This is a genomic window from Chitiniphilus purpureus (genome assembly GCF_025642115.1).
Taxonomy (GTDB): Bacteria; Pseudomonadota; Gammaproteobacteria; order Burkholderiales; family Chitinibacteraceae; genus Chitiniphilus; species Chitiniphilus purpureus.
The window spans coordinates 562,648-582,280 of sequence record NZ_CP106753.1 but is presented as its reverse complement, the minus strand read 5'-3'; the positions used below and the strand labels follow the sequence as shown (position 1 = coordinate 582,280).

Below are 19,633 nucleotides of genomic sequence, written 5' to 3'. Positions count from 1 at the left end.
GTATCCCTATTTGGTTTTTCTCTTGCTGCGCTTGCTGCCGCTCGAATCTTTCTGCTCTACCGCAATGTCTTCCGGATACCGGAACAGTGCTAGCCGACAACCTGTGGTCACACCCTTTTTGCCATTTGTACGAGGCAAAGAAGCCGCACTGGTCTTTAGTTTTGCAGTAGCAATTGCCAATTCTTTGTAATTCTCGAATTGCTTATTTTCAATTCGGTCCCCAGGAAACTTAATCTCAATCACAGCAAACAAATTATCCTTTTTGAGTGGATCCTTGCGATAATCGGGGATCGCCAGATCTGCGCTAAAACTTCCCCGTTGACGATAAGGCGCCGGATAAAAAGGGTTGAGCGCCGTACCGGCGCGCTGCAGCCGGGTGGCGCCTGCCAGCTTGGGGTCGTCGAATTTGGGGCGCGGGCCAAAGCAGACTTCAGCTTTCAGCGGGCTTTTCCAGCTCAACATTTCATCCATGAATTCAAAGATGAAGTTGGCCACCAGCTGTTTGAGTCGCACCACGATAAAGTTGTCAATATCGTTGATACCAGCCAATTCTTCTGCGCTTAATGCCAGCAGCTCCAGCAGGATTTTCTGCTTTGCCTTGGGTAGGTCTTTGATGGTCACGCCTTTCTTTCTGCGCAGACCAAGCGCGGGAGTTTTATCCGCTTTTTCGCACACCATGCCGATGACTTTGCGAAATGGGATGGGTTGCTTGATCGCGGTAATGATATCCGGGCTGCCGGTGCCGGTTCGGCCTTTGGCTTGTTTGGTGGTTTCGCTTTGTAAGCCCCGGTCCTGCTCGGTCATCGCCGCCAGAAAGCCGCGCTCCATATTTTCATCGATGTTTTGCCCGATCTCTTCCTTGATCGACTGGATTTTCTTGCGCAGCTCCTCTTTGGCTTGCTCCAGATTTCGACTGTATTTGTCGATATCCTCATAAAGCGTCTTTCCGAGATCATACATTTCATATGCAGTGATCGCTGCCGCCGTGACTTCAATAATGCCCCAGACAATTGCAGGTATTGCCATGTCATTTCCTTGCCTTGCGGGACGCAGCCCGGCGCACTGCTGCGTTCAGTTTGCTTTCCCATGACTCTGTAATGCGCTCGCTTTCGCGCATGACCGACTTGAGTACTTGAACACCGCTTCTTTCATCCGTATCGGCAAATTCAGTCCAGCCGTTTTTATCGGTCACCCCTTCCTTGAGCAACTCGCCTGAACTGCTAAGGATTTTGTAGCGATATCCTTCGTAGGGGCGGTTGTCATCTTTGAAGAGCTGATAACGAGCAGTAAACGGCCCCTTCGGGGGCGTGTATTGTGGAAATTCAAGTGGCTTGATGTTTTGGCGGGTCGGCCCGCTCCAATCGAACCCGCTGCCCTTGAAGCTCACCTTGCCCGGGGCGTGGATTTCGATGTTGCCGCCCTTGAGCCGGATATACGCCCCGCCGCAGGTGAGCAGCAGTTCCTGCCCGGCTGCGAGGGTGAAGGTCTGTTTGTTGGCGTGCAGCCGCACGTTCTGGTCGCCCACGATCTCCACATCCCCTGACTGTGCCTGCAGCTGCGCATGGCCCCTCGCGGTGATCAATTTGAGATTCACCTTGTCCGCCACCCCCTGCACGAACAGGCTGATCCGGCTGCCGACGTTGTGAATCCAACGCCGGGCGGTGCTCTGCTGGGTGTCGCGCTGGCTGAGGGTGTCCAGGTTCTGCCCGCTGTTCAGCACCAGCGCGTGGGCAGTGGTCAGCGCGATGCCGGCCGGGGCGCTGGCGAGCAGGATGGCCTGTTGCCCGGGCTGCTCCTTCGCGGTCTTGCCTTGTTCGTCGGTGTTGGAACCGGCTTCCCAGGCCTTGAGCGCTTCGTTCAGGTGATCCAGGTGGCCGTGCTGGGTCTTGGCTTGCTTTTCGCCTTCAACATCCACCGTGTCCGGGCCGATCTCAGCCGGGTCGGCCAGTTGGTGTTGCGCGGTGTCGCTGAGGGTCTGTGCCAGTTGTTGCGCGGCTTCAAGCTGCGCCTGGGCCTGCGCCCGGTCCAGCTGCTGGCCAGCGGCGCCGGGTTGGGCTTCGGTGCTGAGCAGCAGCCCGTGCGCGGCGCGCAGGGCACCGGCGTGGTCGGTGCGCAGTTCGAAGCCGTCGCCACGGGGTTCAGCCTTGCCATCACGGCGCGGGTGGGCGAGGTAGCCCTGGTTGAGCTGGGTCTTGCCGTGTTCGGACGAGAGCTTGAGGCGCAGCTCGCCCTGGGTGTCGTCGAACAGCAGCTCGTTGTAGCGGGTGGTGCCGAACTCCTGGCTCTTGATGCCGGACAGGGTGTGGTTGGCCGGCAGGCTGCCGGCGCCGGAGAAGGTGGGCGGCAGGTGGCTGCCGTTGTAGAGGGTGCCGACCACCAGCGGCCGGTCGATGTCGCCCTCCACGAAGTCCACCAGCACTTCCTGGCCGATGCGCGGGATGAACTGGTGGCCCCACTGCGCCCCGGCGCTGGGGTAGGCGACGCGGAGCCAGCAGCTGGAACGCTCGTCCTGGTTGGCGCCGAAGTCCGGGTGTTCCGGGCGGCGCTGCCAGTGCAGCTGCACCTTGATCCGGCCGTAGGGGTCGGTATGCACTTCCTGGCCGGCCGGGCCGACCACGGTGGCGGTCTGCACGCCGGGGGCGGTGGGCCTGGCATGCTCGGTGTGGCTGTATAAAGGCGGCAGCGGGATGCCGCGGCGCTGGGCGTCGAAGTCGACCTGGAACGGCGCGGCCTCCCCAGCGGATTCGCCCAACTGGGCCAGCAATCCGCCCGGCAGGTTGTTGCGGGCGCGGAAGGTGAGCCGGGTGGCGACGAACTCGCGCTGCTCGGGCGCGTCGGCGTCGTGGTGTGGGTGGTCGCGCAGCTGGAACCATTCGCCCACCCGCAGGCTGCGCAGTGTGCCGCTGCCGGCAAAGCCCTTTTTGTGCGCATCCAGCGCCTGCTGGCGCAGCCGGGCATAGCGGGCCAGCGCGTCGTCGTCGCTGGCGTAGTACAGCGTCTGCGCGTCGTAGTCCGCCAAGGTGCGCTCGGCCTGCGCGCCACCGTCGCCCTGGTCGATCCCCGTGCCGTCCTGGGCCTGCAGCGTCGCCACCGGCCGGTAGTCGAAGCTGGCCAGCGCCACCTGGGCGGTGCCCAGCTGGCGGGCGCTGGTCCAGCCGGTGAGGCTGTCCTCGGTCTCGGTGGCATCGGCGCGATGGAAGCGCACGCTGCCCTGCTGGGCCTGCGGCAGTGCATAGGGGTCGTCGAACACCACCAGCGTCACCTTGGGCGGGTCACCGGCGGCGTGCTCGAAGCGATAGGCCAGCCCTTCCTCGGCCAGCAGCCGGCTGACGAAGGCGAGATCGGTCTCGCGGTACTGCAGGCAATACGAGCGCAGCGGGTAGGTCTCGCGCAGTTCGAAGCGCACGGCAAAGCCGGCGGCGAACACCGGGTTGCCGGCCAGGTGTTCATCGAGCACGGCGCGGACGATGTCGGGGACGGTGCGGTCCTGGAACACCCGGCTGGTGCGGCGGTGGGCCAGCAGCGCGAGCGGGGGTTCGATGGTCAGCGCATAGCGGGCGAAGCCACCATCGGCGGGCAGCGCCTCGGCGCGGGTGACGAGGCCACCGCGCACCAGCTCACCGCCGTCGGCGGTCGCCAGGCCCAGCTGCGCCGGCAGGCCGAGCAGCGCCTTCAGCTCCAGGTCCACCGACGGCGACAGGCATTCAACGCGGTAGCGGTAAGGCTGGGACAGCGCCTCGCTGCCCGTGGCGCTGTGCGGCAGCAGCGTCCCGCCCCAGTGCGCCCCGTCGCCCAGCTGCAGCGTGACCAGGCGCTGGTCCTGCGTGAAGGCGCTGGCGAACGAGGACAGCAGGGTGGCAAAGTCCATGGAAGTTGAGCGATGGCGTCAGAAAGGCGCAATGGTAGCGTTGGCCAATCTTTTACTCAAAGGGCATAAGCGGGGGTGTGCCAGCTCGACTGACGAACGTCATATCAATCAGGATGAACGAGGAACACCTAACCACCCCTGTTGGACCCAGCCACAGCGTACCTGGCTGTTTGCACGGAGTGCGGGCATATCCGAACAATGTCGCAATACCAACGCAGGCCGATCGAGGCCAACCAATCCATCCGCCGGGCGGGTCAGACCAAGACCAGGTTGTCGCGATGGATCAGCTCGGGTTCGTCGATATAGCCGAGTACCGCTTCGATCTGGCCGGTGGGCGCACGCACGATCCTGCGCGCCTCGGTCGCGCTGTAGTTGATCAGGCCGCGCGCGATCTCATGCCCGCTGCCATCGACGCAGCTGACCACCTCGCCACGACGGAAGTCCCCTTCCACCGCCACCACCCCGATCGGCAGCAGGCTGGAGCCCCGTTCGAGCATGGCCCGGCTGGCGCCATCGTCGACGATCACCCGGCCCTTGAGCTGCAGGTGGTCCGCAATCCATTGCTTCTTGGCCGCCAGCGGCGTGGTCTGCGCCACGAGTTCGGTGCCGATCGGCTCGCCGGCCGCCAGCCGGGTGAGCACGCTGTCTTCGCGCCCGCAGGCGATCACGGTGGCGGCGCCGCTGCGTGCGGCGCGCTTGGCGGCGATCACCTTGGTGTACATGCCGCCGGTACCCACGCTGGAGCCGGCACCGCCCGCCATCGTCTCCAGTTCCGGCGTGCCGGCCACTGCCTGGCGCACCAGCGTGGCCGCCGGGTCCTTGCGCGGGTCGGCGGTATACAAGCCCTGCTGGTCGGTCAGGATGATCAGGGCGTCGCCCTCGATCAGGTTGGTCACGAGCGCGCCCAGCGTGTCGTTGTCGCCGAACCGGATCTCGGCAGTGACCACGGTGTCGTTCTCGTTGATGATGGGGATCACCCCGAGTGCCAGCAGTGTCAGCAGCGTCGAGCGCGCATTGAGATAGCGGGTGCGGTCAGCCATGTCCTCATGCGTGAGCAGCACCTGCGCGGTCTTGAGCCCGTGCTGCCGGAAGGCGCTTTCGTACGCCTGGCACAGCCCCATCTGGCCCACCGCCGCGGCCGCCTGCTTTTCATGCACGGCGCTCGGCTTTTCCTTCCAGCCCAGCCGGGCCACACCTTCGGCCACCGCGCCGGAGGACACCAATGCCACCGCCTTGCCCTGCGCGGTCAGTTCGGCGATCTGTGCCGCCCAGCGCGCGAGGGCGGTGTGATCGAGGCCGCGGCCTTCATTGGTGACGAGGCTGGAGCCGACCTTGACGACAAGACGCTGCGCGGACTGGACAATGCTATGCATGATGACTTTCCTGTGGAGCGGCGATTATAGCCGCGTCATCGATGCCACTGGCAGCGCCGGCTGCACTGTGGTCATGACGCACCACCTGCTGCCATTCATCGGCGGGAGACGTTGGACCGATGACAGCCGCCGCCACCTTGATCGCCGGCAACCCCGGCCCGGCCCGGGTGGCGTCTACTGGGAGGCTGGCGGCGGCGTGAGGCCGACGATGCCTGGACAGACCCGCATGCCGCCTGATTGTCGTCCAAACGTAGCGCTGAGGAAGAATCCCGGCGCCTGCTTGGCGCGGCCGGCAAAACCCGGTGCAGCGGTTCCCGCCAAGCAGCGCCAAACGTGCTGAACGGCGAGGAAGCGGACTTGCTCCAGTTGCCGACGGTACGGGCAGTGCGGCAAATGTGCGACGCGGCCAGGAGGGTTTTGCCGGCGTCTCTTAGAATGAGCACCATGAACCTGTCTCCCGATCTTGCACACATCTGCCGCGTGGCCCTGGCGGCCGGCACGCTGGTCCACCAATCCGGCGGCGATACCGCGCGCACTGCCCGGACCATGCAGCGTGTCGCGCTGGCGCTGGGCGCACAGACGGCGCATACCGTCGTCTCCTCGCTCAACCTGGGGGTGACCGTGGCGCATGCTGACCAGCACCTGACCTCATTCCACAAGGCGCCGCACATGGGCGTGAATTTCAGGACACTGACCGGGGTGGAGCGGGCCCTGGCGGGGCTGGAGGCCGGGCGGGTGGGCAGCGCCCGCTTCATGGTCCTGCTGGACCGGCTGGCGCGGCAGCCCGCCTATTACCCGCGCTGGCTGACCGTGGCCACCGTCGGCCTCGCCTGTGGCGCCTTTGCCGCGTTGTTCCAGGGCGACCTTGCCGCCGTGGTGGTCACCAGCATGGGGGCGGGGCTGGGTACCTGGCTGCGGCTGTGGCTGGCGCATCGCCATTACAAACCGTTCATCTTCGCCACTGCTGCCGCCGCCGTGGCTGCCACGGCCACCGGGCTCCTCGCCGCATGGTGGTCGGCCACACCCGAGGCGGCCGTCGCTGCCTCGGTGCTGTTCCTGATCCCCGGCGTGCCGCTGATCAATGGTGCAGCGGACCTGCTGACGGGCAATTACCTCAATGGCGGCGTGCGCCTGACCATGGGCGCGGTCTTCGTGCTCGGTATCGGCATCGGCATGAGCCTTGCGCTGCGGGTGCTGCCATGAACTGGTGGCTGGAACTGTGGGCCGCGCCGGCGGCATTGGGTTTTGCCGTGCTGTTCAACGTGCCGCCACGCACCCTGGGCTGGGCCTGCCTGCTGGCGGTGGCCGGCCACGCGCTGCGCCGCGCGATGCAGCTGGCCGGCTGCGACATCGTGCTCGGCACGCTGGTCGCCGCGTTGCTGATCGGCTTCGTCGCCGAATGGTGGGGTCGACGCAACCGGCAGGCTTCGCCGGTCTATGCGGTGTGCGCGGCAATCCCGATGGTGCCGGGCACGCCCATGTACCAGGCGGTGCAGGCCCTGCTCGGGATCGCCGGCGCCGACTCGGCGGATGTGGCCGGCCAGTACCTGATCAGCGCCGGAGTTAGCGTGGTGCGGGCCAGCATGATCCTGCTGGCGCTGGCACTGGGCATCGCCGCACCAGCGCTGCTGTGGCCACGGCGCGCGCGATAGCCCCGCCGGCGCCGTACGGACTGCCGCCTTTCGGGCAGATGGCAAAGCCAGTGCGGCACCGCCGCACCCGCGGGTCCCCCCCTGTGCTATATGCCGGCGATGGGAACCGGTGCAGCGCCGTCCAGCATATTCCACGACGCTGGCCAGCGGCGCTGCGCCGGATCGGGTCGGTGGCGCCCAATGGCACCCGCTTTGCACACGCCGGCCGCATTGGCCGGCAATCGCCGATTCGCGCATTGGAGCCAGCCCATCCCGCAGCGATGGTCATCCTATTGCAAGGCCATCCAGGTCATGCCATTGCTGCACAGGCCAGGCCGTATTGTCTCGCCTATCGCACGCCGTATGTTGCCGTGCCATCCGTTGCTCCAGATGGATCGGCGGGCCTGCTGCGGCCGATCAAAGCAATCAGCAGCAATGCGCCTGATCATTGCTGCGATTGGCTGCTGTCGCCGCAGCGATCGGCCCGGCCCACCAGGGCCGCCACTCGGGCATTGAAAGGGTGGCTGTGGCATTGCCGATCGGGCATCCGCTGCCGTTGCCTTTGCCTGATTTGCTTTATTTTCCTTTGCCGATTTTCGGATATGTCAGTTAGCAAAAGCCGCCCGTTTTTTGAATATCCTGATTCGACAATGAAGTGGATGCCAGTCGTCTGCCAATTCCATCTGCCTGGCAGAAAGCCCGCATTCCGGCAATGGCAACGCAAGCGGAAAACCAGCCATTCATATATACCGGCGGAGCAGCGCCTGTGGTAGCGGAGACCACGTCGGGCAAGCTGCGGATCCATACATTTAAAAAAGGATGAGCAAATGAAAAACCGATTTCTTGTACTGCGTATTTGATGCTGCATGCCGCAATCGCTGTTCGATGATTTCCGCCGTTTTCCGGCATTGATGGAACGTGATGCACATGGAGCACAATGATGTCTCAAGCAAACCTGAATTTGCGCGCCCTGGGATGCTGCGGCGCGCTGGCCGCAGCAATGATGCTTGCCGCATGTGGCGGCGGCAGTGACAGTGGCAGTGCCGAAGGTCCTGGCACGGTAGTCGCGTCTGCCGTGCCGACCCAACAACCCCCATCGGGCACTACGCCCACCCAGCTCGATCTGCGGGTCAGGGGGCTGGGACTCGGCAGGCAACTGGCCCTGGCGTATGGCGCCACCCCCATCCAAGTCCAGCTCAACGGCGCGCACACCGTGGCCTTGCCAGCAGGCGGCGCCGCCGCATCGCTGCAGATCACCGCGCAGCCGACCGGGCAGACCTGCAAGGTGGCCGAGGGCACGTCCGCCCAGATCCCGGCGGACGGCAGCCCGATCTTCGTGCGCTGCGTCCACAACGCAACCCCGACCGTGGTGCAGCCCGATACCGCCCCCGACAGCCCGCTCAACGTGAGCTTCGGGCTGCGCGAATACGCGTACCCGGGCATTCCGTATGAAAGCCGACCGGGGCTGGTCGGCGGTGTCTTTCCGTACGAGTACCGCATCAAGGGGCTGACGCTCGATGGCGTGGCGCAATCCACCGGCGGCGTCTCGCTCGACTTCCGGACCGGCGCCGTGCGCTTCACGCCAGCGAGCGCCGGCACCTATGTGCTGACGCTGGACATCCGCGACAGCGGCAGCCCGCAAAGCACGCTGGAACACAGCTTCACCATCGTCGCCAGCGCGGCGCAGTTCATCTTCGTGGCCCCCGGCGGCACCGACGCGCCCAACCGCGGCACGCTGGCCGAGCCGTACCGGACGCTGGCCTACGCCATCGCCAATTCCAGCGCCGGCCAGGCGGTGGTGTTGCGCAAGGGCAGCTACGCCACCGGCGGCTTCACGCTGTACGACAACAAGGCGCAGCAGTTGCTGGCCTACCCGGACGAAGTGGTCTCGCTGGATCTGAACTACCAGATCCTGAACGTGTATTCGGTCACCGCCCCGGCGGCGCGGATCGAAGGCGTGGACATCAACCATGTCAAGCTGCACGGCATCAAGAGTGAAACCAGCCCCACCGGCCTTGTGGTCCGCAACGTGCGCTTCACCGACGGCATCGGCAGCGGCACCAACCAGAACAACAACCCGGCCTTCATCTTCAGCACGGGTCACGACCTGACCACACCGCGGCACAAGCTCCTGATCCAGGACAACGATTTCGGGCCCTACACCCGGGATATCGCCGGCGCCTACGCAATGATCCTGTTCGATGCCGGCAATTCGCTGATGGAGAACAACCAGGTGCGCCTTGGCACCGGTGCGCTGCAGGACGGTGCCGGCGGCGGTCTGCACGACAAGGACAATTCGCAGCACAACGTCTATCGCGAGAACTTCATCGAATTCCCGGCGGTGAAGACCGCGCCGTTGGGTATCCAGATCTCGGCCCAGGGCAATTCGCTGGACGTGCGGATCCACCACAACCTGCTGCTCAACGCCGGCATCTACCTGGGGCTGCAGTGCGCACCCAAGGACAACTGCACGATGCGGGAGCACGACGTGCACTACAACACCGTGGTGAACCAGAGCATCTACATGAACTGGGGGCCGTTCAACCCCGGTAGCTACGGGACACGGCTGAGCCACAACATCATCAGCTCAGGGGCGCGGGCGCCGTACAGCGGGCTGTCGTGCCAGGGTGAGCCGCCCAACTTCAACACCCAGCTCGCCGCCTCGGCCAACTTCCTCGAAAGTACCAATGCGTTGGCATTCAAGGACAGCGAATGCAGTGCCCGCGACAAGACCTGGGCAGTCTGGCAAGGCACGCACGGCCTGGATACGGCGGTCTCCGGCAGCGAGCGCGCCGCACCGACCGCATTGACCGGCACCGGGCCGTTGACCGGCCTGCCAGCCGGGCATCCGCTGCGCGGCCAGCGGGGCCATCAGTACTAGCGCCGCCCCCCGGTTTACGGCTCGACGCCCTCATGGCCCGGAACGATCCCGTTCCGGGTCTTTTTCATGGTGTGGACCACAGCCTGCGCCACAGCCACCGCAAGGTTCCCCGGCCCAGCGCGCCAGGCGTGCCTGGAGCCTTGCTTCCAGAACCTGCAACCCGCTCGACGCCCGGTCCTGCTCCTTATTGAAATAAGAACTCTTATCATTTAAGGTGCGCGTTGTTTCCACGCCCATTGCATGAGGAGCTGTCGCCGATGCCGTTCTCCCCGTTCCTGCGCCCCGTCGCGACCCTGGCCGCCGCTGCGGCATTCGTCCTTGCACCGGCCCAGGCGGCCGAAGTCACCCAGCGGGCGGTGCTCGACCAGTACGCCACGCTGGTGCATGCCAGCTACCAGGACAGCGTGGCCGGCGCCAAGGCGCTGCAGGCGGCGGTGAAGGCATTCCTGGCCGCCCCGTCCGAGGCGGGCCTGGCCAAGGCACGCAAGGAATGGCTGGCCGCGCGCGAATGGTATGGCCAGACCGAGGCGTTCCGCTTCTACGGCGGCCCGATCGACAGCGAGGACGGTCCGGAGGGGCTGCTCAACGCCTGGCCGCTGGACGAAGCCTATATCGACTACGTGGCAGGCAAGCCCAAGGCCGGCATCATCAACAACCCCAAGGCCGCGCTGACTGCCAAGAACCTGCGCGCGCTGAACGAGCGCGGCGGCGAGGAGAACGTCGCCACCGGCTGGCATGCCATCGAGTTCCTGCTGTGGGGCCAGGACCTGAACGACAACGGTGCCGGCGAGCGCAAGTTCACCGACTACGTGGACGGCAAAGCCCCCAACGCCGCCCGCCGTAGCCAGTATCTGCAGATCGTCACCGACATGCTGGTGGCCGACCTCGAATCCGTCGCCAGGCAATGGGCGCCGGGCGCCAGGAACTACCGCGCCAGGTTCGTCGCCGGCGGCAACCAGAGCCTGACCCATCTGTTGACCGGGATCGGCACGCTCAGCCGCGGCGAGCTGGCCGGCGAGCGCATGGAAGTGGCAATGGACACCCAGGCGCAGGAAGACGAACATTCGTGTTTTGCCGACAACACCCATCGTGACATCGTCACCAACGCGCTGGGTATCCAGAACGTGTGGGAAGGCCGCTACGCCACGCGCGACGGCAAGGTGATCGAGGGCGCCAGCATCAAGGCACTGGTGGCGCAGCAGAACGCCAGGCTCGCCGAAGAGACGAGTGCCAGCATCGCCAACAGCGTCAAGCTTGCCGAGGCGATCCACGCGCCGTTCGACCGCGAGATCATCGGCGACGCCAAGGCGCCGGGTCGCCAGCGCGTGCAGGCGGTGATCGATGCGCTGAAGAAACAGGCCACCGGGATCGTGGAAGCCGCCAAGGCGCTTGGCATCAAGCGGCTCAATACCGCGGTCTGAGTCGCGGCCCCGCGCGGGCGGGGTCCGGGAACCGAGTTTTGCCGGGCGGCCCCGCGTGCGGGCCGCCGTCATTTGAAGAGCCGCATATGTCGTTGCATTACCGATTGTGGGCTGCGGCCCTGCTGCTGACCGGCGGCGTGCTTGCCGCCACCGGCGCCGCGCTCTCGCGTTTCGAAGCCGGCGAAGACCTGCCCGGCGGCATCGCCGCCACCATCGACGACCATGGCAAGAATGCGTTCTCGCTGCCGGCGCCGGCGTTGAGCGACGCGCAGAAGACCGATTTCGTGATCGGCAATTCGTTTTTCAAGAAAGCCTGGGTCGAAGCGCCGTCGTCCACCGCCGCGCGCGACGGCCTGGGGCCGCACTTCATCGCCCGTTCCTGCGGCGCCTGCCACACGCTGGACGGGCGCGGCGCCCCCCCGGCGCTCAACAACAACCTGCAGGCCGAACAACCGATGGCCCTGCTGATCAGGCTGTCCATTCCCGGCACCGACGCGCACGGCGGCCCGCAGCCCGAGCCCACCTATGGCGGCCAGTTCAACAACGATGCCATTCCCGGCATCAAGCCCGAGGGCCGTGTGGCCATCCGCTACCGCGAGATCAAGGGCCGCTTCGCCGACGGTACGCCCTACCGCCTGCGCCAGCCCGAATACCGGCTGACCGACCTGGGCTACGGTCCCTTGCACCCCAGGACCCAGCTCTCGCCGCGCATCGCCCCGCAGATGATCGGCCTGGGGCTGCTCGAAGCGATCAAGGTGGAGGACGTACTGGCCAATGCCGCGCGCCAGGCAGCCGAGAACAAGGGTATCCAGGGTGAACCCAACTGGGTATGGGATGCCTACGCCGGCAAGACCGTGCTCGGCCGCTATGGCTGGAAGGGCAATGTCGGCAGCGTGGCGCACCAGTCGGCCGGCGCCTTTGCCGGCGACATCGGCATCACCTCGCGCCATTTCCCGAATGAGGAGTGCACCGCCGCGCAGGCTGACTGCAACGCGGCGCCCACCGGCGGTGCCCCCGAGATCGACGATCGCAAGATGGATCAGGTCGTCCTCTACAGCCAGGCGATCGCCGTGCCCAGCCGCCGCAACCCGAAGGACCCCGCGGTGCTGCGCGGCAAGCAGGTGTTCGCCGACGCCAATTGCATCAGCTGCCATGTGCCCAGCTATACCACCGGCCGCCATCCGACGCTGCCGGCGCTGTCCAACCAGAAGATCTGGCCGTATACCGACCTGCTGCTGCACGACATGGGCGAGGGCCTGGCGGACGGCCGGCCCGACTTCAAGGCCAACGGCCGGCAATGGAAGACGCCGCCGCTGTGGGGCCTTGGCCTGGTGCCGACGGTGAATGGCCACAGCCACTACCTGCACGACGGTCGCGCACGCAACCTGATGGAAGCGGTGCTGTGGCATGGCGGCGAAGCCGAGGCGAGCAAGCAGTACGTGCTCAAGCTCAACCGGCAGGACCGCGCCAACCTGGTGCGCTTCCTGGAATCGCTTTGAGGATGGGCAACCCCGGCGCCTGGAACGGAGCGTGCACAGAGATCCACAGCGGGGACGGGACGCGCCCGGGCCGCGGCGGCCGATACCGGTGAATGCTGCACTGCCGCCCGTGTTCTTGCATGCCTGCTGCGTTGGAAGTGCCAGGGATCGGCTGGTTGGCCATAAATGACAAGGGACCATGTGATGACAAGACGGTTGTTGACCCTGATGCTGGCTGCAGGCACTGCACTGGCGCATGCCGAGGCACCGGTGCCGGATGCGGCATTCGCCGCCCGTTGGATCGATACGGCGTATGTCGGGCGCCATCAGGCGCTCTCGGCAGCGGGTGAGCGTTTTGCGGTTGCGGCCAAGGCGTTGTGCGCTAAGCCCGGCGACGCCAGCCTGCAGGCGGCGCGCAATGCGTGGCGCGAGGCGATGCTGGCCTGGCGCACCATGGATGGCGCGACCGGCGGACCCATGGTGCTCGAACGCAGTGGGCGCATGCTCGATTTCCGACCCACCCGGACGCAGGAGATCGAAAAGCGCATCGCCGCCGGCGAGCCGGTGGACCCCCACAATGTTTCGGTGCGCGGCCTGCCGGCCGCCGAATACCTGTTGTATGGCGACGCACAGCCCAAGGCGCAGCTCGCCAGGCTCAGGCAAGCGGCCCGCTGCGCCTATCTGCAGGGCGTGGCTGAGCGTGCACTGCTCGACATCCGCCAGCTCGATGCCGGCTGGACGCTCTATCTGACGCAGTTGCAGGGCGAGGCCGACTTCTTTCGCAGGAACCTGCTTGCCGAGACCATCGGCCTGATGCTGTCGGGAATCGAAGGCGCGATCCGCCGGCTGCCACGGGTGGAGGAGGCCGAGCCGGATGCGTGGCCCGATTGGCGCTCCGGCCTGACCAAGCCCGCCCTCGCGGCGCAGCTTGACGGCTTTGCCACCGCCTACTTCGGCGCCGATGGCACCGATGGGCTGTCGGCCTTCGTCGCCAGCCAGGGCCATGCGAAGGTCAATACATTGATCAAGGCCCGTTATGACGCGGCGCGCACCGCGCTGGCCGCACTGCCCGAGCAGCCGGTGCGCCAGGGTACCGCGCAGCGTGACGCGGTGCGCAACGCGCTGGTGGCGCTCAAGGCGGCGCTCGCCGGTGAGCTGGCGGGCGCGCTGGAGGTGGTGCTCGGCTTCAACGACAGCGACGGGGATTGAACATGGCTGTCCATCGGACATGCACACCGTTGCGCCGGATACAGCGCTGACCATGCTGTCGCGTCGCCGCTTCCTGGCCGGCATGGCGCTGCTGGCGTTGCCGCTGCCGCTGCGCGCGGGGCTGCCGCAGCGTACGCTGCTCGCGGCGGCAGCCGACGCGTCCGGCCCTTTCTTCAGCGCGGTGGGCGGCGGGCAGGCGCTGCGCCTGCCCACGCGCGGGCACGGCATGCTGCCCATCCCGGGCACCGACGAATTGATCCTGGTGGCGCGCCGTGCCGGCTTCTGGCTGGCGCGGGTGAACTGGCGTGAAGGCCGCGAGATCCGGTGCATCGCGCCCGCGCCGGGGCGGCACTTCTACGGCCACGCGCTGCTCAGCCCGGACGGCGCCACCCTGTACACCAGCGAGAACGATATCGCGCGCGGCACTGGTGTGATCGGGCTGTACGACACCGCCACGCTGACCCGGCGCGGCGAATTCGACAGCCACGGCATCGGCCCGCACGAGCTCTACTGGCTGGTGCCCGGCCAGATACTGGCCGTCGCCAACGGCGGCATTCTCACGCTGCCGCAATCGGGGCGCGACAAGCTCAACCTGGCGACCATGGCACCGTCGGTGGCACTGCTCAACGCCGCCACCGGCGCGCTGCAGGCACTGCATACGCTGCCCGAGCACACGCTGAGCCTGCGCCACCTGGCACGCACGGCTGACGGCACGCTCGGCATCGCCATCCAGGCCGAATCGCCGGACGGGCGTGACGTGCGCGACGCACCGTTGCTGGCGCTGCTGCGCCAAGGCCGGCTGACGCTGGCCGAGCACCTGCCCGGCTGGGGCGGCTATGCCGCGAGCCTGGCGGCGGTGGGTGATCTCTTTATCGCCACCGCGCTGCAGGGCGACACGATCCTGCTATGGCACAGCGACGGCACCTTTGCCGGGGAGGTGGGGTTGCAGCGTCCGGCCGGGGTGGCAGTGGACGGCGGACGTGTCTATGTCTCCAACGAACTCGGGCTGATCGCGGAACTGGACCCGGTGCAGCGCCGGCTGACCCCGCTGGCGATGCAGGCCGGGGTCAAATGGGACAACCATCTGGTCGCCGTCTGACCCCATGCCGAGCAGGCCGCGCAAGCCGTCGGCGGGCCAGCCTCATCCGGCGTAGACGCGCGCCTCGCGCGGGCTGAGCCATACGGCTTGCCCAGCGGCCCAGCCGCCCTGCTGGTAGCGCTCGCGGGTCAGCTCGACCTCGACCACATCGCGCTGCGCCACGTTCACTTCCAGCCGCACGGTGGCACCCAGCAGGCGCACATGGCTGATCACGCCGGCGAGCGCGCCATCGCTCGCCTCGCGCTGCAGTTCGATCTCATGCGGCCGCACGTAGATGACCGCCTTGTCCGAGGCATCCGGCGCGGCAAAGCGCGTGCCGCCCACTTCGGCCCAGCCCTCATGCACCCGCGAATGGAACAGGTTCACGTCGCCGAGGAACTGGTAGACGAAGGGTGAGGCCGGCTCGTCGTACACCTGCTCGGGCGTGCCGGACTGCTCGATGCGGCCCTTGTTCATCACCACCACCCGATCGGCCACCTCCAGCGCCTCTTCCTGGTCGTGGGTGACGAACACGCTGGTGATATGCATTTCGTCGTGCAGCCGGCGCAGCCAGCGGCGCAGCTCCTTGCGCACCTTGGTGTCGAGTGCGCCGAACGGCTCGTCCAGCAGCAGCACCCGCGGCTCGACCGCCAGCGCGCGTGCCAGCGCGATACGCTGGCGCTGTCCGCCGGAGAGCTGCGCCGGATAGCGGTCGGCCAGCCAATCGAGCTGCACCAGCTGCAGCAGCTCATGCACCTTGTGCTTGATCGCCGCTTCGGAAGGCCGGGTCTTCTTGGGTCGCACCCGCAGGCCGAAGGCCACGTTCTCGAACACCGTCATATGCCGGAACAGCGCGTAGTGCTGGAACACGAAGCCAACCTGCCGCTCGCGCACATGGGTGTCGGTCGCATCCTCGCCATGGAACAGGATCTGGCCCTCGTCCGGCGTCTCCAGCCCGGCGATCACCCGCAGCAGCGTGGTCTTGCCGCAACCTGAGGGGCCGAGCAGCGCCAGCAGCTCGCCGCTCCGGATATCGAGGTTGATGTCGTTCAGCGCCTGGAACGGGCCGAAGCGTTTGCTGATCGCTTTGATTTCGATGCTCATGCTGATGTCCTGTATCGGTACGCGGCGGCGGACGCCTTATTCATCGCTCAGCGCGTTGCGCTGGTCCTCGCGGGCGAGCCTGGCGCTGCGCCATTCCACGTAGCTCTTGGCCGCCAGTGTCACCAGCGCCAGCAAGGCCAGCAGCGAGGCGCAGGCAAACGCGGCGACGAAGTTGTATTCGTTGTAGAGAATCTCGACATGCAGCGGGATGGTGTTGGTCATGCCCCGGATATGGCCGGACACCACCGACACCGCGCCGAATTCGCCCATGGCGCGGGCATTGGCCAGGATCACGCCGTACAGCAGGCCCCATTTGATGTTGGGCAGCGTGACGCGCCAGAAGGTCTGCCAACCGGTGGCCCCCAGCACCAGCGCCGCCTGCTCCTCCTCGGTGCCTTGCGCCTGCATCAGCGGGATCAGCTCGCGCGCGACGAACGGGAAGGTGACGAACACGGTGGCCAGCACGATGCCGGGCACGGCGAAGATGATCTTGATGTCGTTTTCCATCAACCACGGCCCCCACCAGCCCTGCGCGCCGAACAGCAGCACGTAGATCAGCCCGGCGACCACCGGCGAGACCGAGAACGGCAGATCGATCAGCGTGATCAGGAAGCTCTTGCCGCGGAATTCGAACTTGGCGATGGACCAGGCGGCGGCCACGCCGAACACCAGATTGAGTGGCACCGCGATCAGCGCGGTGATCAACGTGAGCTTGATCGCCGACAGCGCATCAGGCTCGGTGAGCGCGGCCAGATACAACCCCCAGCCCTGCTTGAGCGCCTCGGCGAACACCGAGATCAGCGGCACGACCAGGAACAGCGCGATGAAGGTGAGCGCGATCCCGGTCAGCAGGTAGCGCACCGGGCGCGACTCGGTGACGACGATGGAGCGCTGGCTTGCGTTGGCGATGACGGCCATCCTATCTTCCTCCCAGACGTCTGCCGGACCACCACTGCAAGGCGTTGATCACCAGCAGCAGCACGAACGACACCGCCAGCATCACCACCGCAATCGCGGTGGCACCCAGGTAGTCGTACTGCTCCAGCTTCGAGATGATCATCAACGGGGTGATCTCCGATACGAACGGCATGTTGCCGGCGATGAAGATCACCGACCCGTATTCGCCCACCGCGCGGGCGAATGCCAGCGCGAACCCGGTCAGCAACGCCGGCAGCAGCGTCGGCAGGATCACCTTGGTGAAGATCTGCAGCCGGGTCGCCCCCAGGCTCGCCGCCGCCTCCTCCAGCTCGCTCTCCAGATCCTGCAGCACCGGCTGCACCGTCCGCACCACGAACGGCAGCGTGATGAAGGTGAGCGCGAACACGATGCCCAGCGGCGTGAACGCCACCTTGATGTCGAAGGGCACCAGGTACTGGCCGATCCAGCCGTTGGGCGCATACAGCGTGGCGAGCGCGATGCCGGCCACCGCGGTCGGCAGCGCGAACGGCAGGTCCACCAGCGCGTCGACCAGGCGCTTGCCGGGGAACGGGTAGCGCACCAGCACCCAGGCGATCAGGAGGCCGAACACCAGATTGATCAGCGCCGCGATCAGCGAGGCACCGAAGGTGACGCGGTAGCTCGCCAGCACACGCGGCTCGGTCACCGCCTGCCAGAACGCGGCCGCATCGAGCGCGGTGGTCTTCACGATCAGCGCCGACAGCGGCAACAGCACGATCAATGACAGATAGAGCAGCGTATAGCCGAGCGACAGCCCGAAGCCCGGCAGCACACTGTGTTGCTTGAATGCCATGTTGTTTTCCTGGGAAGTGCGCCGCGACAGCGCGAGCCCGCCGGCCCGGTCCATGGACCGTGGCGGACGGCGGCGATCCAGCCGGAAAGCGCCGCGCCGTCACGGCGCCATGCCGTGGTCCCGTATCTGCGGTGTCAGCAGGCGCGCCCGCTATTTCCTGAGGTTGCCGGCGGAGATCTGGTCATACAGGCCGCCGTCGTCGAAGTGGGTCTTCTGCGCCTTGGGCCAGCCGCCGAAGGCATCGACGGTGAAGAGCTTGATCGCCGGGAACTGCTTGGCGAAGCGGGCGGCCACGGTGGCGTCGCGCGGACGCAGGTAGTTCTGCGCGGCAATGGTCTGCCCTTCCGGGCTCCACAGGTACTTGAGGTATTCCTCGGCTGCACGGCGCGTGCCCTTCTTGTCGACCACCTTGTCCACCACCGCCACCGGCAGGTCGGCATCGATCGACACCGAGGGGTAGACCACTTCGAAGCCACCGCGGCCGAATTCGCGCGCGATCATCTCGGCTTCGTTTTCGAAGGTGACCAGCACATCGCCGATCTGGCGCTGCATGAAGGTGGTGGTGGCGGCGCGCCCGCCGGCATCGAGCACCGGCACATTCTTGAACAGGCCGGCGACGAAGGCGCGCGCCTTGGCGTCATTGCCGCCCGGCTGGCGCAGCGCGTAGCCCCAGGCCGCAAGGTAGGTGTAACGGCCGTTGCCCGAGGTCTTGGGGTTGGGCACCACCACCTGCACCCCCGGCTTGGCAAGGTCGTTCCAGTCGCGGATGCCTTTGGGATTGCCCTTGCGCACGATCAGCACCTGCAACGACGAGAATGGCGACGCGCCATTGGGCAGCGCCTTGTCCCAACCCGGGCTGATCTGCCTGCCCTTCTCGACGATGGCATCGATGTCGGTGGACTGGTTCATGGTCACCACGTCCGCCTCCAGGCCGTCGATCACCGAGCGCGCCTGCTTGGAGGAGCCGCCGTGCGATTGCTGCACGGTGACCTTGTCCTTGAACTTGGCCTCGTAATGCTTGGCGAAGACTGGGTTGTAATCCTTGTAGAAGTCGCGCATCACGTCGTACGAGACGTTGAGCAGCGTCACATCGGCAAGGGCGGAAGCACTGGACAGGGCCAGCACGGCGGCCAGCAGGCGAAGGCGTCGGTTCATGATCATCACGGGTCGATTGGGCAACAAAGGAGGATTATGCCTATAGCGTTTATAAAAATTTAGACTATCGAGCTAATAACAAATCGTCCACGGATATAAACCCGCAGCAGTCAGCAAAACGGGCAGCCGAAGCTGCCCGTGTCGGGTGGCGCAGAGGAAGGATTACAGCGTCAGCGCTGCTGGGCTGGCGCCACGCGAAGGCCGGGAACCGGGGGGCGGATCGTTGCTTGGCACCACCCGGGTGTTCTGGCCGTCGGACAGCACGTTGACGCGCTGTTCCGGCGCCAACGGCTGATCGGCCTCCTGCACCACCACCAGGCGCTGGCCGTTGTCCAACAGCACGGTCACTTCCAGCGCGTCCTTGCTCGTCAACTGCTCTTCGAGCCGATTCCCGATCAGACCGCCGACGATGGTGCCGATGACACCGCTGACCACGCGCCCGGAACCGCCACCGATGTTGCGTCCGGCGGCCACGCCGCCGATCACCCCGCCGGCGACCGCGCCGATGCCGGTCGAATCCTCCATCCTGACTTCGCGCACCTGTTCGACGACGCCGGACTGCACCGTGGCGGCATTCCGCATCTGGCTGCGCTTGTAGACGTTGGCCGAATCGCTGGTGGCGCAGCCCCCCAGCAGCAGGGCGGTGCCGGTGACGGCCACGGTCAATAGATTACGGATATTCATG

General features: G+C 66.2%; 16 protein-coding genes. 7 read left to right on the top strand and 9 right to left on the bottom strand.

Annotated elements, in window-relative coordinates; translation table 11 throughout:
* Positions 1–6 precede the first annotated feature (6 nt).
* From N8I74_RS02575 to proB, 3 genes are all read right to left on the bottom strand, one after another.
* Entirely contained in the window at positions 7–1,026 is a 1,020-nt protein-coding gene (locus N8I74_RS02575; protein ID WP_263125359.1) for a hypothetical protein, read from the bottom strand.
* Position 1,027: 1 nt separating this feature from the next.
* Entirely contained in the window at positions 1,028–3,868 is a 2,841-nt protein-coding gene (locus N8I74_RS02570) for a type VI secretion system Vgr family protein (RefSeq protein WP_263125358.1), read from the bottom strand.
* 254 nt (positions 3,869–4,122) lie between these two features.
* A complete protein-coding gene (proB, locus tag N8I74_RS02565) occupies positions 4,123–5,241 on the bottom strand; it encodes a glutamate 5-kinase (RefSeq protein ID WP_263125357.1) in 1,119 nt (372 codons plus the stop codon).
* Positions 5,242–5,685: 444 nt separating this feature from the next.
* Between proB and N8I74_RS02560 the strand changes: the two genes are divergently transcribed.
* A complete protein-coding gene (locus N8I74_RS02560; RefSeq protein ID WP_263125356.1) occupies positions 5,686–6,444 on the top strand; it encodes a threonine/serine exporter family protein in 759 nt (252 codons plus the stop codon).
* Positions 6,441–6,893, top strand: a complete 453-nt coding sequence (locus tag N8I74_RS02555) for a threonine/serine exporter family protein (RefSeq protein WP_263125355.1) — start codon at positions 6,441–6,443, stop codon at positions 6,891–6,893. Before N8I74_RS02560 ends, N8I74_RS02555 begins: the two co-directional genes overlap by 4 nt.
* Positions 6,894–7,481: 588 nt before the next feature.
* On the opposite strand, the gene N8I74_RS02550 is transcribed toward N8I74_RS02555, so the two are convergent.
* Complete coding sequence (locus tag N8I74_RS02550) at positions 7,482–7,808, bottom strand: hypothetical protein (protein ID WP_263125354.1); 327 nt, start codon at positions 7,806–7,808, stop codon at positions 7,482–7,484.
* Positions 7,809–7,812: 4 nt separating this feature from the next.
* On the opposite strand from N8I74_RS02550, the gene N8I74_RS02545 reads away from it, so the two are divergent.
* The 5 genes from N8I74_RS02545 (at position 7,813) to N8I74_RS02525 (ending at position 14,960) form a co-directional block, all read left to right on the top strand.
* The gene (locus N8I74_RS02545) at positions 7,813–9,753 is read left to right on the top strand and encodes a right-handed parallel beta-helix repeat-containing protein (protein ID WP_263125353.1); all 1,941 of its coding nucleotides are present in this window, start codon (positions 7,813–7,815) and stop codon (positions 9,751–9,753) included.
* Between the two features lie 257 nt (positions 9,754–10,010).
* The gene (locus N8I74_RS02540; RefSeq protein ID WP_263125352.1) at positions 10,011–11,174 is read left to right on the top strand and encodes an imelysin family protein; all 1,164 of its coding nucleotides are present in this window, start codon (positions 10,011–10,013) and stop codon (positions 11,172–11,174) included.
* Between the two features lie 86 nt (positions 11,175–11,260).
* Complete coding sequence (locus tag N8I74_RS02535; RefSeq protein WP_263125351.1) at positions 11,261–12,673, top strand: di-heme oxidoreductase family protein; 1,413 nt, start codon at positions 11,261–11,263, stop codon at positions 12,671–12,673.
* A gap of 183 nt (positions 12,674–12,856) precedes the next feature.
* Complete coding sequence (locus N8I74_RS02530) at positions 12,857–13,861, top strand: imelysin family protein (protein WP_263125350.1); 1,005 nt, start codon at positions 12,857–12,859, stop codon at positions 13,859–13,861.
* 19 nt (positions 13,862–13,880) lie between these two features.
* Positions 13,881–14,960, top strand: a complete 1,080-nt coding sequence (locus tag N8I74_RS02525) for a DUF1513 domain-containing protein (RefSeq protein ID WP_263125349.1) — start codon at positions 13,881–13,883, stop codon at positions 14,958–14,960.
* 42 nt (positions 14,961–15,002) lie between these two features.
* Here the strand turns inward: N8I74_RS02525 and N8I74_RS02520 are convergent, their stop codons facing one another.
* The 5 genes from N8I74_RS02520 to N8I74_RS02500 all read right to left on the bottom strand — a co-directional run bounded on the left by N8I74_RS02520 (position 15,003) and on the right by N8I74_RS02500 (position 19,632).
* A complete protein-coding gene (locus N8I74_RS02520; RefSeq protein ID WP_263125348.1) occupies positions 15,003–16,043 on the bottom strand; it encodes a sulfate/molybdate ABC transporter ATP-binding protein in 1,041 nt (346 codons plus the stop codon).
* 36 nt (positions 16,044–16,079) lie between these two features.
* A complete protein-coding gene (gene cysW / locus N8I74_RS02515) occupies positions 16,080–16,961 on the bottom strand; it encodes a sulfate ABC transporter permease subunit CysW (RefSeq protein WP_263125347.1) in 882 nt (293 codons plus the stop codon).
* Position 16,962: 1 nt separating this feature from the next.
* The gene (gene cysT / locus N8I74_RS02510) at positions 16,963–17,793 is read right to left on the bottom strand and encodes a sulfate ABC transporter permease subunit CysT (RefSeq protein ID WP_263125346.1); all 831 of its coding nucleotides are present in this window, start codon (positions 17,791–17,793) and stop codon (positions 16,963–16,965) included.
* Between the two features lie 150 nt (positions 17,794–17,943).
* Positions 17,944–18,948 (bottom strand): sulfate ABC transporter substrate-binding protein, encoded by a 1,005-nt coding sequence (locus tag N8I74_RS02505; RefSeq protein WP_263125345.1) that lies wholly within the window; start codon positions 18,946–18,948, stop codon positions 17,944–17,946.
* Between the two features lie 162 nt (positions 18,949–19,110).
* Entirely contained in the window at positions 19,111–19,632 is a 522-nt protein-coding gene (locus tag N8I74_RS02500; protein ID WP_263125344.1) for an outer membrane lipoprotein, read from the bottom strand.
* Position 19,633: the final 1 nt, after the last annotated feature.

Bases quoted from the DNA above. Each gene is read 5' to 3' on its own strand.
- N8I74_RS02505 (WP_263125345.1), bottom strand. From the start codon at position 18,948: ATGAACCGACGCCTTCGCCTGCTGGCCGCCGTGCTGGCCCTGTCCAGT.
- N8I74_RS02575 (WP_263125359.1), bottom strand. From the start codon at position 1,026: ATGGCAATACCTGCAATTGTCTGGGGCATTATTGAAGTCACGGCGGCA.
- N8I74_RS02545 (WP_263125353.1), top strand. From the start codon at position 7,813: ATGTCTCAAGCAAACCTGAATTTGCGCGCCCTGGGATGCTGCGGCGCG.
- N8I74_RS02560 (WP_263125356.1), top strand. From the start codon at position 5,686: ATGAACCTGTCTCCCGATCTTGCACACATCTGCCGCGTGGCCCTGGCG.
- N8I74_RS02570 (WP_263125358.1), bottom strand. From the start codon at position 3,868: ATGGACTTTGCCACCCTGCTGTCCTCGTTCGCCAGCGCCTTCACGCAG.
- N8I74_RS02540 (WP_263125352.1), top strand. From the start codon at position 10,011: ATGCCGTTCTCCCCGTTCCTGCGCCCCGTCGCGACCCTGGCCGCCGCT.
- N8I74_RS02520 (WP_263125348.1), bottom strand. From the start codon at position 16,043: ATGAGCATCGAAATCAAAGCGATCAGCAAACGCTTCGGCCCGTTCCAG.
- N8I74_RS02530 (WP_263125350.1), top strand. From the start codon at position 12,857: ATGACAAGACGGTTGTTGACCCTGATGCTGGCTGCAGGCACTGCACTG.
- N8I74_RS02535 (WP_263125351.1), top strand. From the start codon at position 11,261: ATGTCGTTGCATTACCGATTGTGGGCTGCGGCCCTGCTGCTGACCGGC.
- cysT (WP_263125346.1), bottom strand. From the start codon at position 17,793: ATGGCATTCAAGCAACACAGTGTGCTGCCGGGCTTCGGGCTGTCGCTC.
- proB (WP_263125357.1), bottom strand. From the start codon at position 5,241: ATGCATAGCATTGTCCAGTCCGCGCAGCGTCTTGTCGTCAAGGTCGGC.
- N8I74_RS02555 (WP_263125355.1), top strand. From the start codon at position 6,441: ATGAACTGGTGGCTGGAACTGTGGGCCGCGCCGGCGGCATTGGGTTTT.
- cysW (WP_263125347.1), bottom strand. From the start codon at position 16,961: ATGGCCGTCATCGCCAACGCAAGCCAGCGCTCCATCGTCGTCACCGAG.
- N8I74_RS02500 (WP_263125344.1), bottom strand. From the start codon at position 19,632: ATGAATATCCGTAATCTATTGACCGTGGCCGTCACCGGCACCGCCCTG.
- N8I74_RS02525 (WP_263125349.1), top strand. From the start codon at position 13,881: ATGCACACCGTTGCGCCGGATACAGCGCTGACCATGCTGTCGCGTCGC.